Source organism: Pseudomonas sp. A1230 (assembly GCF_044218825.1).
GTDB lineage: Bacteria > Pseudomonadota > Gammaproteobacteria > Pseudomonadales > Pseudomonadaceae > Aquipseudomonas > Aquipseudomonas iridis.
In genome coordinates this window covers 5,177,675-5,192,462 of sequence record NZ_CP162582.1, presented here as the reverse complement: position 1 = coordinate 5,192,462, position 14,788 = coordinate 5,177,675, and the positions used below count along the sequence as shown (strand labels likewise).

13 protein-coding genes are annotated in these 14,788 nt (G+C 60.2%); 5 read left to right on the top strand and 8 right to left on the bottom strand.

The window, feature by feature from the left end:
* Nucleotides 1-14 precede the first annotated feature (14 nt).
* Both AB4P97_RS24320 and AB4P97_RS24315 read right to left on the bottom strand, forming a co-directional pair.
* Nucleotides 15-1,322, bottom strand: coding sequence for a CitMHS family transporter (locus AB4P97_RS24320; protein WP_042556931.1), 1,308 nt, complete (start codon nucleotides 1,320-1,322; stop codon nucleotides 15-17).
* Nucleotides 1,323-1,692: 370 nt separating this feature from the next.
* A complete protein-coding gene (locus tag AB4P97_RS24315; RefSeq protein WP_115147892.1) occupies nucleotides 1,693-2,019 on the bottom strand; it encodes a DOPA 4,5-dioxygenase family protein in 327 nt (108 codons plus the stop codon).
* Nucleotides 2,020-2,101: 82 nt separating this feature from the next.
* On the opposite strand from AB4P97_RS24315, the gene AB4P97_RS24310 reads away from it, so the two are divergent.
* Complete coding sequence (locus AB4P97_RS24310) at nucleotides 2,102-2,764, top strand: NAD(P)-dependent oxidoreductase (protein ID WP_047299187.1); 663 nt, start codon at nucleotides 2,102-2,104, stop codon at nucleotides 2,762-2,764.
* Nucleotides 2,765-2,768: 4 nt separating this feature from the next.
* On the opposite strand, the gene AB4P97_RS24305 is transcribed toward AB4P97_RS24310, so the two are convergent.
* On the bottom strand, nucleotides 2,769-3,719 hold the full coding sequence (locus AB4P97_RS24305) for a choline sulfate utilization transcriptional regulator (protein ID WP_395601717.1): 951 nt from the start codon (nucleotides 3,717-3,719) through the stop codon (nucleotides 2,769-2,771).
* Nucleotides 3,720-3,833: 114 nt separating this feature from the next.
* Here AB4P97_RS24305 and betC point away from each other — a divergent pair, with 114 nt between their 5' ends.
* The 3 genes from betC (at nucleotide 3,834) to AB4P97_RS24290 (ending at nucleotide 8,110) form a co-directional block, all read left to right on the top strand.
* On the top strand, nucleotides 3,834-5,348 hold the full coding sequence (betC, locus tag AB4P97_RS24300) for a choline-sulfatase (RefSeq protein ID WP_395601716.1): 1,515 nt from the start codon (nucleotides 3,834-3,836) through the stop codon (nucleotides 5,346-5,348).
* Between the two features lie 16 nt (nucleotides 5,349-5,364).
* Complete coding sequence (gene choX / locus AB4P97_RS24295; protein WP_047299184.1) at nucleotides 5,365-6,285, top strand: choline ABC transporter substrate-binding protein; 921 nt, start codon at nucleotides 5,365-5,367, stop codon at nucleotides 6,283-6,285.
* A 256-nt stretch (nucleotides 6,286-6,541) separates the two neighbouring features.
* On the top strand, nucleotides 6,542-8,110 hold the full coding sequence (locus AB4P97_RS24290) for a SulP family inorganic anion transporter (protein WP_042556925.1): 1,569 nt from the start codon (nucleotides 6,542-6,544) through the stop codon (nucleotides 8,108-8,110).
* A gap of 118 nt (nucleotides 8,111-8,228) precedes the next feature.
* Here AB4P97_RS24290 and aroE read toward each other — a convergent pair whose 3' ends face one another.
* Complete coding sequence (gene aroE / locus AB4P97_RS24285; protein ID WP_395601715.1) at nucleotides 8,229-9,050, bottom strand: shikimate dehydrogenase; 822 nt, start codon at nucleotides 9,048-9,050, stop codon at nucleotides 8,229-8,231.
* Nucleotides 9,051-9,059: 9 nt separating this feature from the next.
* Nucleotides 9,060-9,974, bottom strand: coding sequence for an oxygen-dependent coproporphyrinogen oxidase (gene hemF, locus AB4P97_RS24280; protein ID WP_395601714.1), 915 nt, complete (start codon nucleotides 9,972-9,974; stop codon nucleotides 9,060-9,062).
* Between the two features lie 163 nt (nucleotides 9,975-10,137).
* Between hemF and AB4P97_RS24275 the strand changes: the two genes are divergently transcribed.
* The gene (locus tag AB4P97_RS24275; RefSeq protein WP_042556922.1) at nucleotides 10,138-11,115 is read left to right on the top strand and encodes a quinone oxidoreductase; all 978 of its coding nucleotides are present in this window, start codon (nucleotides 10,138-10,140) and stop codon (nucleotides 11,113-11,115) included.
* 7 nt (nucleotides 11,116-11,122) lie between these two features.
* Here the strand turns inward: AB4P97_RS24275 and AB4P97_RS24270 are convergent, their stop codons facing one another.
* From AB4P97_RS24270 to AB4P97_RS24260, 3 genes are read right to left on the bottom strand one after another with little or no spacing between them, the layout of a single operon-like run.
* Nucleotides 11,123-12,421, bottom strand: coding sequence for a phenylacetate--CoA ligase family protein (locus AB4P97_RS24270; RefSeq protein ID WP_395601713.1), 1,299 nt, complete (start codon nucleotides 12,419-12,421; stop codon nucleotides 11,123-11,125).
* The gene (locus AB4P97_RS24265) at nucleotides 12,411-13,679 is read right to left on the bottom strand and encodes an aminotransferase class I/II-fold pyridoxal phosphate-dependent enzyme (RefSeq protein WP_273877442.1); all 1,269 of its coding nucleotides are present in this window, start codon (nucleotides 13,677-13,679) and stop codon (nucleotides 12,411-12,413) included. Before AB4P97_RS24265 ends, AB4P97_RS24270 begins: the two co-directional genes overlap by 11 nt.
* Nucleotides 13,676-14,770, bottom strand: coding sequence for a DUF3419 family protein (locus AB4P97_RS24260; protein ID WP_395601712.1), 1,095 nt, complete (start codon nucleotides 14,768-14,770; stop codon nucleotides 13,676-13,678). Before AB4P97_RS24260 ends, AB4P97_RS24265 begins: the two co-directional genes overlap by 4 nt.
* Between the last annotated feature and the right edge of the window lie 18 nt (nucleotides 14,771-14,788).

Sequence of the window (14,788 nt, the reverse complement as noted above, 5' to 3'; positions counted from 1 at the left end):
AGTGAGTCTTGGGCTTATAGAGTGCTGAAGAGCGGAAAAGTCCCCAACAGCAGTGCAGCAATCAGGATGCAGATACACACCAGGATCGCCCATTTCAGGGTGAAACGCTGATGGTCACCAAAATCGATCCCGGCCAACGCCACCAACAGATAAGTCGATGGCACCAACGGGCTCAGCAAGTGGACGGGCTGGCCGACGATCGAGGCACGGGCCATTTCCACCGCAGTAATCCCGTAGTGGCTGGCGGCTTCGGCCAACACCGGCAACACACCATAGTAGAACGCATCGTTGGACATGAAGAAGGTGAACGGCATGCTCACCAGCGCCGTGATTACCGCCAGGTACGGGCCGAGGAAATCAGGGATCACTGCCAACAGGCTCTTCGACATCGCATCGACCATACCGGTGCCGGTCAGGATACCGGTGAAGATGCCGGCCGCAAAGATCAGCCCGACCACTGCCAGCACACTACCGGCGTGCGCCGCGACGCGATCCTTCTGCTGTTGCAGGCAAGGGTAGTTGACGATCATGGCGATACTGAATGCAACCATGAACAACACCGGCAGCGGCAACAGGCCGGCGATCAGCGTGCACATCAGGCCGAAGGTCAGGGCGCCGTTGAACCAGATCAGCTTCGGACGACGGGCATCCGGGAACTGCGAAACGCTGATTTCGCTGTGATCGATCTCGTCGCCGATCAGGTGCAACTCGCCCAGACGCGCACGTTCGCGTTTGCCGTAGAAATAGGCAATCAGCAGGATCGCCACCACGCCAGCGGCCATGGCCGGGATCATCGGCACAAAAATGTCCGAAGGATCGACATGCAGCGCACTCGCCGCACGAGCGGTCGGACCGCCCCATGGGGTCATGTTCATCACGCCACCGGCGAGGATGATCAGGCCAGCCATGATCCGCGGGCTCATGCCAATGCGGCTGTACAGCGGCAGCATCGCGGCCACGCAGATCATATAAGTGGTCGCGCCGTCACCATCAAGGGAAACGACGAGCGCCAGTACGGCGGTGCCGACCGAAACTTTCAGTGGGTCGCCCTTGACCAGTTTGAGGATCTTGCGCACGGCCGGGTCGAACAGGCCGGAGTCGATCATCAGGGCGAAATAGAGAATGGCGAACATCAGCATCACGCCAGTCGGCGCCAGCTTGGTGATGCCTTCGAGCATCATCGGACCGATCTTCGGCGCGAAGCCACCGAACAGCGCAAACAGAATCGGGATGATGATCAGGGCGATCAGCGCGGACAGGCGCTTGGTCATGATCAGGAACATGAACGTGATGACCATGGCGAAGCCAAGGAAAGTCAGCATGGGATTACTCCAGGCGTAGCGCGGCTAGTTGAGTGAGCGGATCGGGCGAGATCAGCGCAGAACGGGAAGCACGAGACGTACGGGCGGAGTGGCAACAAGAAAACGCGGGAAGAGGCGGGCTACAGAGGACATCAGAATCACCATTGTTGTTGTTAATTGGGCCGGGCGAGCGAGAGATCACACGCGTTGGCCAACCGGTCTGTTGCCGGAAGTGAGGGCGATCCTAATCGGGGAAGCTTTCAGCTACCTTTCGCGGGCGAAACCTTTGAATGAACGGTCAACCGGTCGTCGGATGCGATTAAAGTCGATTTGCGCACGAGCAGCTGAGGTGCGAGCGCGAAGAAACGCGTCGGGCGTATCAACGACCTGATTAAAAAACAGACAAATCCAGCGTCCGCATCGCCCCCATCCAGATCGCATGCTCGGTGTGATCGACCCAGTCATCGCCGGTGTCCGGGTGCAGAAACACCACCAGGCCTTTGCGATTGAGGGCAAGCCACGGCAGCACCTCGCCGATCAGCTCGGGGCCGAAGGCCAACTGGCAGCTCCAGTCCGGGTGCGGGCCGACCGGTCGTTCGTGGACGCGGCCCATCTTCAATGGAAACAATTGCGCGGCCCGCTCGCACAGTGCCCGTGCCTGTTCAATCGTATTGGCGTCGAAATAGACGTGGGCGTGGTAGCCCTTGATCGCTTGCATCGCAAACCCTCTGAATCGGTTCGAACCCTCGACGTAGCCCGTATGTCACACGTCATACAAGGGATAACAAAAGGGATCAGCCATGAAAAATGCCGAAACCCCGGTGGTAAAAGTGGTGCTCTATGGTGCCATGAGTAGCCTGGGCGCTGCGTTGATGGCTGAACTGCTGCGCCGACAGCACGAAGTCATCGCCATTCTCGACGACCTGACCGCGCTCGCGCCGCGTCCAGGATTGCGCACCAAAAGCGGTGACCTGTTCGATTGCGAGCGGGTGAATCAAAGTGTCGCCGGCAGTTCGGCGGTGATCTGTTTGCTCGATGCCCCGGGGCTGCCGTTCAGTAGCGATCATGTTGAACGCTCGGTGGTGCTTGGCCCGGTCGAACAGGTACTAGCCGTTGATGCTCTGGTCGACGGGCTGCAAGCGGCCAATGTGTCGCGGCTGTTTCTGGTGGGGGAGTTTGCGGTACTCGACGAGCCGGAGCTGGATGAACGCTTACAACGTCACGCTGCCGAAGAAATTCGTGAAGCGGTGCAAAGCAGTCCACTGCACTGGACGCTGGTCAATGCGCCGCAAGGCGTGGCTGGGCTGACCATCGAGCATTTCAGTCAGGTCGGCGGCAATCTTGAGCCGGGTTTGGCAGAACCGCTGGAACGCTTGAATCGCGTGGCAGTGGGAATTGCCGATGAACTGCGACTGAATCTGCATGTGGGTCAGCATGTGAATTTTGTCGCGGCGTCCGGCTGATTGATCACACCGCAATCGAAGGCAACGCGAGCCCGGTAAGGGATTCGGCACTGCTGGCCTGCTCCTCCATCAGCCAATCGACAAACTGCTGAATCAACACTCCACGCCGTTTGCGCTGCGGCAACACCACGTAATAGCCAAGGCGCGACAGCGTGGTCTCGGCAATCGGTCGACACAGCAAGCCCTGACTGAGCAAGTTATCCACAAGGTGACGCCAGCCAATCGCCACGCCTTGGCCGCCGATCGCCGCTTGGATCAGCAGTGTGTAATTGTCGAAACGCAATTGCCCCGGCGCCGGCGGGGTAGTGATGCCCAGTTCGCGGAACAGTCCACTCCAGTCGAACCAATTGCTGCTGTTTTCCCCCCGCAGGTGCAGCAGCGGAAGTTCCAGTAGTGCCTGCGCGGTCAAGGGCAGGGGACGATCCTTGAGCAAGAGCGGACTGCACACCGGGAACACTTCTTCGCTGAACAGCCAATGGCTTTCACCTTGTTTGAAACGGCCATCGCCGAACAAGATCGCCACGTCGATATCGGTGCGCAGCATGTTGTGGTTGCGCTCACTGGTGACCAGGCTGACGTCGACGTGTGGATTGGCTTCATGGAAGCGATGCAGACGCGGCATCAACCAATACGCAGCGAAGGCAAAATCGGTAGCGACTTGCAGTACCTCATGTTGCTGCTGTGCGCTGATCGCACTCAAACCGGCGTCGATATTCTGCAAACCGAGGGTAACTTGCTCGAACAGAATGGTGCCGACTTCGGTGAGCTCAATGCCACGGTAGATTCGATCGAACAACCGTGAGCCCAGTTGCTCTTCCAGTCGTTTGATCTGCTGGCTGATCGCAGGTTGCGTGGTGCCAAGCTCCACTGCGGCGGCGGTAAAACTGCGATGCCGGGCAGCGGCCTCAAAGGCGCGCAACAGGTCGAGCGACAGATCACCAAGAGCTTCATACATAAGCTGTGCTTATCCTAGTCATTGCCCGGCGCGGGCTTTACCCGACAGAGCATGGACTCCATGCTCGATCGCAGCAATGTCGCATAAATATTCACTATGGAATGCCGCGATCACATGAAGCGCAAGAATATTCTTTTCATCATGGCCGATCAGATGGCCGCGCCAATGTTGCCGATCTACGGGCCTTCGCCGATCAAACTGCCCAATCTTTCCCGCCTGGCCGCCCAAGGCGTGGTGTTCGATGCCGCGTACTGCAACAGCCCGTTGTGCGCGCCGTCGCGTTTCACCCTGGTCAGCGGACAGTTGCCGAGCAAAATCGGCGCTTACGACAACGCTGCCGATTTCCCCGCCGATGTGCCGACTTACGCCCACTACCTGCGTCGCCTCGGCTATCGCACGGCGCTGTCGGGCAAGATGCATTTTTGCGGCCCGGATCAGTTGCATGGCTACGAAGAGCGGCTGACCAGCGATATCTATCCCGCCGATTATGGTTGGTCGGTGAATTGGGACGAGCCGGATGTGCGGCCGAGCTGGTATCACAACATGTCTTCGGTGCTGCAAGCCGGACCGTGCGTGCGCACCAATCAACTCGATTTCGATGAAGAGGTGGTGTTCAAGGCGCAGCAATATCTGTTCGATCACATTCGTGAAGATGGCGATCAGCCGTTCTGCCTGACCGTGTCGATGACACACCCACACGATCCGTACACGATTCCCAAGGCATTCTGGGATTTGTACGACGATGCCGATATCCCGTTGCCTACAACGCCGGCTCAACAAGAACTCGATCCGCACTCGCAACGGCTGCTCAAGGTTTATGACCTGTGGGATAAACCCTTGCCTGTGGATAAGATTCGCGACGCGCGCCGTGCGTACTTCGGCGCTTGCAGCTATATCGATGCCAACGTCGGCAAACTTCTGCAAACCCTCGAGGAAACAGGGCTGATCGATGACACCATCATCGTCTTCTCCGGCGACCACGGCGACATGCTTGGCGAGAAAGGCCTCTGGTACAAAATGCACTGGTACGAGATGGCGGCGCGCGTTCCCCTGTTGATAAGTGCGCCAGGCCAGTTTGGCGCGAGTCGGATCAGCGCTGCGGTGTCCACAGCAGACCTGCTGCCCACCTTCGTCGAACTGGCTGGCGGCACGCTGGAGCCGGGTCTGCCGCTGGATGGGCGGTCGCTGGTGCCGCACCTGCAAGGGCAGGGCGGCCATGACGAAGTGTTCGGCGAGTACATGGCCGAAGGCACGATCAGCCCGCTGATGATGATCCGCCGTGGCGCCTACAAATTTATCTACAGCGAAAGCGACCCTTGCCTACTCTTTGACGTAGACAACGATCCGCGTGAAATGGAAGAACTCAGCCTATCGCCACTGCATCGCCAGCTTTTCGACGATTTTCTCGTCGAGGCGCGGGCCAAGTGGGATATCCCGGCAATCCATCAGAACGTTCTCGCCAGCCAGCGCCGCCGCCGTTTTGTCGCCGATGCGTTAACCATCGGCAAGCTGAAGAGCTGGGATCACCAGCCATTGGTGGACGCCAGTCAGCAGTACATGCGCAACCACATCGACCTCGATGATCTGGAGCGCAAGGCCCGTTATCCACAACCCTGCCAAAACCAATAATGTGAAGGGGAAGTCCATGCGCAAGTTATCCACAGCAGTGACGTTTGGCCTGATAGCGCTGAGCAGTACGTCGGCATTCGCCGAGCAAAGCTGCGCCACGGTAAAAATGGCCGACCCCGGCTGGAGCGACATCGCCGCAACCAACGCCATTACCGGGTTTCTGCTGGATGGCATGGGCTACAAGGCCAAGGTCGACACCCTCGCGGTGCCGATCACCTTCGGCGGTTTGAAGGACGGTCAGGTGGATGTATTCCTCGGCAACTGGATGCCGGCGCAGCAGGGCTTCTACGATAAATTCGTGGCTACCGGCGATGTCACGCAACTGGCGAAGAACCTCGACGGCACCGAGTTCACCCTCGCCGTGCCGGACTACGTGTGGGATGCGGGTGTGCATAACTTTGCCGACCTGAACAAATTTGCCGACAAGTTCGACAAGAAGATCTACGGCATCGGCTCGGGCGCCCCGGCGAACATCTCGCTGCAGGAGATCATCAAGAAGAACGACTTCGACATGGGTCAGTGGAAACTGATCGAGTCCAGCGAACAGGCGATGCTCGCCGAAGTGTCACGGGCGGTGAAAAAGCAGAAATTTGTCACCTTCCTCGGCTGGACCCCGCACCCGATGAACGTGCAGTTGAAAATGCATTATCTGAAGGGCGGCGAGAAATACTTTGGCGACACCGGCAGCGTGTTCACCCTGACGCGCAAGGGTTACGCCGAAGCGTGTCCGAATGTGGGTAAATTGCTGACCAATCTTGCGTTCACTCAGGAGATGGAGAACAGCATCATGGCCGAGGTAGTGAACAAAAAGGTCAGCAATGCCGAGGCGGCGAAGGCGTGGATCAAGGCTAATCCGGCGGTGTTGGACAAGTGGCTGGAGGGGGTGAAGACGCTGGATGGCAAGGATGCGCTGGCGGCGGTTAAAGCCAAGCTCTGATCGTGGGGTTGCTGGAATTGTGCTCGGCTTGAGATTCTACCCCCTCACCCCAGCCCTCTCCCCCAGAGGGGGCGAGGGGAAAGGGAGCCGATCTCTGGTGTATTCAGCATTGAGTTCGACGCAGATTTTGCACGTGGGCGTAACTCGACCAGACACCTCGGTCAGTCCCCTCTCCCTTTGGGAGAGGGTTAGGGTGAGGGGCTTTCCCAACTGACACCCTGTTACCCTTGCAGCAAAACCCAAACCGCGAGGACCCATGGCCTTTCCCAGTCGCCGCTCACTGTTTCCCTTCCTCACCTGGCTACCCCGGCAAACCCGCGCCAGCGTCGGACGGGATCTGATCGTTGGCCTCAGCGGTGCGATTCTCGCGTTACCTCAGTCGATTGCCTACGCGCTGATCGCCGGTCTCCCACCTGAATACGGCCTCTACGCCGCGATCATCCCGGTGCTGATCGCCTGCCTGTGGGGTTCGTCGTGGCATCTGATCTGCGGCCCGACCGCGGCGATTTCGATCGTGCTTTACGCCAGCGTCAGTCCACTGGCCGTGCCGGCATCCCAGGACTACGTCACCCTGATCCTGTTGCTGACCTTCCTCGCCGGGGTATTTCAATGGTTGCTTGGCTTGCTCCGGTTTGGCGCGCTGGTGAACTTCGTCTCGCATTCGGTGGTGCTCGGTTTCACCCTTGGCGCGGCGGTGGTGATTGCCATTGGGCAATTACCGAATCTGCTGGGGCTGGATCTGCCCGCCAAAGCCACGGCGCTGGACAGTTTGATGGATCTGCTGCAACACCTTCGGGCTGTGGATAAACCTTCGTTGCTGCTCGGAGTGGCCACGGTGGCAGTCGGCGTTGTGCTGAAACAGTGGTTGCCGCGCTGGCCGACGTTGTTGATAACGTTGGTGCTGGCCAGTCTGCTGGTATGGCTGTGGCCGGCGATGTTCGGCCACGTGCATCTGGTCAGCGCATTTGTCGGGCGTTTGCCGCCGTTCAGCGGGTTGCCGCTGGATCTGGATTTGATCCTGCGCCTGCTACCCAGCGCGGTGGCGGTGGGCATGCTGGGGCTGGTCACCAGCCTGTCGATTGCCCGTTCGATATCTGCACGTTCGCAGCAGTTGCTCGATGCCAATCAGGAAGTGCGCGCGCAGGGCCTTTCGAACATTGTCGGGGCGTTCTTTTCCGGATCGCTGTCGGCGGGCTCGTTCACCCGCTCGGGTCTCAGTTATGAGGCCGGCGCTTGCTCACCGCTGGCAGGCGTGTTTTCGGCGATCTGGGTGGCATTGTTTGCGATTTTTGGTGCCGGGCTGATCGCGCACATCCCGATTCCTGCCATGGCTGGCAGCATTTTGCTGATCGCCTGGGGGTTGGTCGATCATCGCGGGATTCGATCGTTGCTCAGGGTCAGCCGCGCCGAATTCGTGGTGATGGCGCTGACCTGCCTGGCCACTCTGCTGCTGGAGTTGCAGACCGCGATTTACGCCGGCGTGCTGGCGTCGCTGTTCTTCTACCTCAAGCGCACTTCACAGCCGCGGGTGCAGCATTGGCGCGATGGCGAAGACGATGTGCTGGGGGTCGGCGGCTCGATCTTCTTCGGCGCCAGCCATTATCTGCAAGTGCGTTTGCAGCGCATGCACGGCGCGCGGGTGGTGATCGAGGCGCAGCAGATCAACTTCATCGACTATTCGGGGGTGGAGATGTTGCATCAGGAAGCGCGACGCCTGTTGGGCCAGGGTCGCAGCCTGACCTTGCGCGGTGCGCGGCCGCAGGTGGTGGAGGAACTGCGCAAGCTGGAAGGGCCAGAGAAATGCCCGATCCGGTTTGAGGATTGACCCGACAAGCACTGCAAAACCCTGTGGGAGCGAGCCTGCTCGCGAAAGCGGACTACCTGACACATCAATGTTGGATGTGCCGCCGTTTTCGCGAGCAGGCTCGCTCCCACATGAGTAATTACTGCGCCAACTGGCGGCGTAGTTCGGCCAGAACCGGCGCCGTGTCCGGGCGAACTCCGCGCCAAAGGAAAAAAGCCTCCGCCGCTTGCTCGGCGAGCATGCCCAAACCATCCATCGACACCGCCGCACCGTGCTCACTGGCCCAACGGCAGAACGCGGTCGGTTCTTTGCCGTACATCATGTCGTAGCACAGGGTTTGGCCCGGTTCGATCAGGCTCGGCGCAATCGGCGGTACATCGCCGGTGAGGCTGGCGGAAGTGGCGTTGATGATCACGTCCACCGGCTCGCGCAGCCAATCAAAGCCGCTGGCCGACACCGGCCCCAGATCGCAGAACAATTCCGCCAGCAACTCGGCCTTGTCTACCGTACGGTTGGCGATGATCACCGAGGCGGGTTTCTCCGCCAGCAACGGCTCCAGCGCTCCACGCACGGCGCCACCGGCACCGAGCAGCAAGATGCGTTTGCCGGTCAGACTGAACCCGGCGTTTACCGTCAGATCCCGCACCAGTCCGGCGCCGTCGGTGTTGTCGCCAAGCAGCGAACCGTCGGCCAGTTTGCTCAAGGTATTCACCGCACCAGCCCGTCGCGCGCGGGCCGTCAGGCTGTTAGCCAGGCGGTAGGCGTCTTCCTTGAACGGCACAGTGACATTGGCACCGCGACCTTCGCGGAAAAACGCCGTAGCGCAGCCGGAAAAGTCGTCGAGCGGCGCCAGCAACGTGGCGTATTCGAGGCTCTCGCCGGTCTGCTCGGCGAACAGCTTGTGGATCATCGGCGATTTGCTGTGGCCGATCGGGTTACCGAAAACGACGTAACGATCCATCAGATGTCCTCAGGCTTGAGTCAGCCAGTCGCGGTCTTGCAGGAAGTACTCGGTCAGGCGTGCTTCTTCGCTGCCAGGTTCAGCCTTCCAGTCGTAGCCCCAGCGTACTTGCGGCGGCAGCGACATCAGGATCGACTCGGTACGCCCGCCCGATTGCAGGCCGAACAGCGTGCCACGGTCGTAAACCAGGTTGAACTCGACGTAGCGGCCACGGCGGAATTCCTGGAACTCACGTTGCTGGGCGGTGAACGCATCGTGCTTGCGGCGCTGCACGATCGGCAGATAGGCGTCGATGTAGGCATCACCAATGGCGCGCATAAAGGCGAAACTGGTGTCGAAATCCCACTCGTTCAGGTCATCGAAAAACAAGCCGCCGATGCCGCGCGGTTCGTGGCGATGCTTGATGTGGAAGTAGGTGTCGCACCACGCCTTGTACCGCGGATAGACGTCAGCGCCGAATGGCGCGCAGGCCTGTTCGGCGACGCGGTGCCAATGGATGCAGTCTTCTTCGTTGCCGTAATACGGCGTCAGGTCGAAGCCGCCGCCGAACCACCAGACCGGCTCTTCACCTTCTTTCTCGGCGATGAAAAAACGCACGTTGGCGTGAGAGGTCGGCACGTGTGGGCTGTGCGGATGAATCACCAACGACACGCCGAGCGCCTCAAAACCGCGACCGGCCAATTCCGGGCGATGGGCGCTGGCCGACGGTGGCAGACCACTGCCGAAGACGTGGGAAAAGTTGACGCCACCCTTTTCGATCAGCGTGCCGTTTTCAATGACGCGAGTACGACCGCCACCGCCGGCAGGCCGTGTCCAGGCGTCTTCGACGAAGCGCGTGCCGCCATCCTCGATTTCGAGTGCGGCGCAGATGCGGTCTTGCAGGTCGAGCAGATAGGCCTTTACGGCGTCGGTGCGGGTCGTCATGGCTTCACCTTGAATCGGGGCATCACTACGCGGCAACCCGCAGGCGGGGGTCGGCGCAAATGGGCGCGTAGCATACCACCGCAGGCCAACGCGCCGCAGTTGACGAAGATCATGCATAAGCGTTGGATAGGGACCTTACAAAAGACCCAAGGAGAGCAGGCAGATGGCAAAGCGTATCCAGTTCCGCGCCCACGGCGGTCCCGAAGTGCTCGAGTTTGTTGATTACGAACCCGCCGCGCCCGGCCCGAATCAGGTGCGCGTAGCCAACAAGGCTATCGGCCTGAATTTCATCGACACCTATTTCCGCAGCGGCCTCTACGCACCGCCAGCCTTGCCGTCCGGCCTGGGCGCGGAAGGTGCAGGCATTGTTGAGGCGGTGGGCAGCGACGTTACACGGTTCAAGGTCGGAGACCGCGTCGCGTACGGCAGCGGCCCGCTGGGCGCCTACAGCGAATTGCACGTCCTGCCTGAAGCCAATCTGGTGAAGCTGCCGGACCAGATCAGCTTCGAAACCGCCGCCGGGGTGATGCTCAAGGGTTTGACCGTGCAGTACCTGCTGCGTCAGACCTATGAACTCAAGGGCGGCGAGACCATTTTGTTCCACGCCGCAGCGGGGGGCGTGGGTTCGCTGGCCTGCCAATGGGCCAAGGCGCTGGGCGTGAAACTGATCGGCACCGTCAGCTCGAAGGAAAAAGCCGAACTGGCCAAGGCCAACGGTGCCTGGGCGACCATCGACTACAGCCACGAAAATGTTGCCGAACGCGTGCTGGAATTGACCGACGGCAAGAAAGTCCCGGTGGTCTATGACGGGGTTGGCAAGGACACTTGGCTGACCTCGCTGGACAGCGTGTCGCCTCGTGGGTTGGTGGTGAGCTTCGGCAATGCTTCCGGCGCAGTCGACGGGGTGAATCTGGGCATCCTTTCCGCCAAGGGCTCGCTCTACGTCACCCGGCCTACATTGGCGACCTATGCCAACAATGCGCAGAACCTGCAGCGCATGGCCGATGAACTGTTCGAGATGATCATCAGCGGCAAGCTCAAGGTCGATATCAGCCAGCGCTATCCATTGGCTGAAGCGGCGAAGGCGCAGACCGAGTTGTCGGCTCGGCGCACCACCGGTTCGACCATCCTGCTGCCCTGAAAACACGCTACCCCGGTGAGTCCGGGGTAGCCTCCAACTCAATAAAGAACGGCGTCTTGCCCGCAGCAGTTGTTTCGAAACGGCTGCGAGCCAGACGCTGCACCTGCAATCCCAAAACACCGGGCAACCTGAGCAATGCGCTTGCCTGCGCCTCGTTGTGCAACGCCTGTTCGATGGCGGCTTCTGCGCCGGACGGCAGTTTGTCCTGAGCAATGACCAGACACATGCGCACACCGTTGGCCTGTCGATTGATCTGTACCTGAATGTCGTTAGAGGCCAACTCTGGCAACGCCTGTGCGAGCACGCTCATCACCTGTCGCTGCGTGATGATCGCGCCACCCAGCTTGATCGATGTCTCTGCCCGCCCCTCAAGTTGCAACACGGGCAAGGCGCTGCCACAGGCGCAATTCGCCGCATTGCGCAGGATTCGCCCACGATCACCAATCCGGTAACGCAACAGCGGCACGTGATCGGGCAGCAAGGATGTCAGCAGGAACTCACCGCTTTCGCCCACGGCCACTGCTTGCAAGGTGAGAGAGTCCACCACTTCGATGAACATCGCATCGGCGTGCAGATGATAAAAACCGTGTCCAAGGTGCGCGCATTGATAGCCGATGGGGCCGGTTTCCGTCGAGCTGTAGCCCAGCGACCGGAGCCTTATCGCCGGCCAGTCCCGGACAAGCTGTTCGCGCAATTGAGGAGCGCAGGGTTCCCCGATGTAGTAAAGCCATCTCAGGCTGACCAATTGCTGTGCGTCGATTTCATCGTGGTTGAACAGCGCCGCGGCGAAGGAAGGCGTGCAAATCAGCGCATCGGCCGCTTGCGACTGAATCAACCCGGCAATTCGCTGAACACCCATTAATGAACCTGCGGGCAGCAGACGTGCGCCGACATGCTGCACGATCGCCGCGGCGTACTGGAAAGCCCCCTGCATTTCGCCCGCGGTCAGGCAATTGATGACCACACCCGGGCGTTCGTCCGCCACGCCAAACATTCGCGCCCCCAGCGGCACGATGCTGGCGTTGAACGTCCAGGAATGGGTGATGTGTTTGCGGTTGCCGGTGCTGCCGCCCGACGTCAGGGTCAGGCCGCCACCCGGCGCACGGTGCGACGCTTCGCCAAGCGCGGAAAACAACACACCGCCATGTTCGTCCTCCACGGCCTGAACCGGCAGGCGCTGCAAATCCTTCAGGCTGTGCACCTGGAGGATCTGCGGACACAGCGCACAGAACCACGACAGTGACTGCGCATGGGCCAATTTGTGCGCAAAGGCCTGGTTGGCAGAGAGCACGGGATCATCGCTCATCGTCACGACCACCCTGGCGAATGCCCAACTCATCGAAACCGCCACGGACTGCATTGGCCAGGCTCTCCAATTGGGCCTGGTTGTGATTCGCGCTGACGGCCAGACGCAGAATCGCTTCGCCTTTGGCCACCACCGGAAACATGGCGGTGGTAACGGCTATGGCCTTTCGCCGCAGGTGTAACGCCAGACTGATGGCATCACGCTCGGCGCCGACGCGGACGAAACGAATGGGCGAGGCGACTTCATGGTTGCCCAGCACCGGCCCGAGCAGGTTGTCGATCAGGGCAACATTTCGCCACAGAGCCGCCTGCAACTGTCCCAGCTCCGACGAAAGGTGAATGTCCGCAGACGCTACCGCCGCACCGACACCGCCCATCGACAATGGCCCACCGAAGGTATAGGTCGACGCATGGCGGCGGATCATTTCAGCGTCGGCTTCGGTAAAGACCGTGATCGCTCCGCCCGTGGCACCAAATGCCTTGGACAGCGAGGACAGAAGAATCAGACGGTCGCGCCGTTGCTCACCAGCAGCAACGAGTGCATAACCTCCGCCTGTTACGCCGTGAATCGAGGTGCCGTGGGCGTCATCGGCATACAGATAGCCTTCAAAGCGCTCCGCCAGCTGCAACAGTCGATTGACCGGATACAAACCCCGCATCGAGCCAATGCTGTCCGTGAGGATGATGGGTGTATTGCCTGCCGCTACCGCCGTGGAGCAAGCCTGTTCGACTTGGTCCACGTCATTGCAGTCGCATCGCTGTACAGGGCCGAACTGCCACAGGATCCCTTGCAGCACCTGCATTGAGGCATGGGCCGCCCGGTCGACGATCCAGCCCGGGCCACGACGCAACGGATAGGACGGTAACTCGCCTGAGCCCAGTAACGGCAGGCAGCCCAGATGCGCACTGCCCACCGAGTTGAAGGTCACCGTGTAGCCCTGGAATATCTGGTTCAACTGCTCGTCGAGTTCGCGCATGGGCGGTAGCAGTACGCGGGTTCGTGCGGCGGCGAATTGCACGCCGAAGGATTTCACGGCGCTCACCGCGCTTTGAATCAGACGCGGGTCGCACTCCAGTCCCAGGTAAGAACATGAGAGAAACTCGGTCAGCCGCTCACCGCTGCTCAATTCGATGGTCTTGCCCTCACGGCTCACCAGTTTCAAGCCATTGAGGCCGGCATCAAACAGCTGCTGCTGATCGTCACGAGCCTGACGCACACGGTTTTTTACCCAGTTGACGGTTGGGTGCTGATTGTTCATCGGGATACCTGCAGAGGTGTCGTCTGGCGGTAGACCTGCACGCGCCAGAGCTGGGTTTTTTCTCGTGCGATCGCGTCCTGGTACTGGGCAGTGATATCGCAGAAGCCTGCACAATCGGGCTGGACGATGTGCAAATGTCCACGCATGACCAGCAACGCCTCTTCGGCAAGGGACGGCCGCAGCCGTTGCAAGACACTCGCTCCAGCGACCTGGGGCATGAAGGAAGGCACGTCCGAGAGCGATACGAAATCGACGTCCGTGTGTTTGGCGGCGCAATCGATAATGTCGGCCTGCACGATGCGCAACTCACACTGCTGAATGGCCTCTCGGGCACGCTTGAAGATCCGCGGATCGCACTCCAGCGGGAAACCTTCGGGGTAGCGCAGCTCACCAAAAAACAGCATTTGCACAAAGAAGCTCTCGCGCACGATCTGCGTGGTAAACAAGGTGTGGAAGATGTCCAGATACGCTGCGCGGGAGCTGATACCCAGGTTATTGGGTGGAAACGATCCTTTGTACAACAACGAATTGAGCACTGCTGCGTTGCCCAGCAGCGAGATCACAGCCCGCCAGCGCCTGAGGGGAAAACCGGTTCGGTAATAATCGCTTTGCTCGCCGAGATCGCAGCACTGAAAAATCTCTCTCCCCGCCCCGCCGGTAAACAGTCGATTGACCTTCGCCAATCGCTGCAAAGTCTGCTCAAAAGCCCCCATGTAGATCGGCGCCTGCCAATGACGTGTCTGGAAAAACTCCGCCAGCCAGTGGCGATCGACACGCGGCAGATCCAGTTGCTCAAGTATGGATTGGCGTCTCGACGGCAAAACCCCTGGGTGGTAACCCATGAAGTCCATAAACGATGTGTAATCGGTCTGTTCCAGCAGAGCAAAGCGCAGTCGCGTGAACGCCAGTTGCGGCGCACTTACATCGATGCAGGTCATGCGTGCGGGGTTGCGGGCCAGCAGCGGCAGCAGCCGTCCGCCACTTCCCGCGACGCCGACCACGTGCCTGGCCCGCGGGGGCAGGATGGCGAACTCCAGTGCGGTGTCTTCATCCCCCAGCGCATAGTTCAGTCGCTCGAAATAGTCAGCCATGCCTGCCCCCGTGCGTCA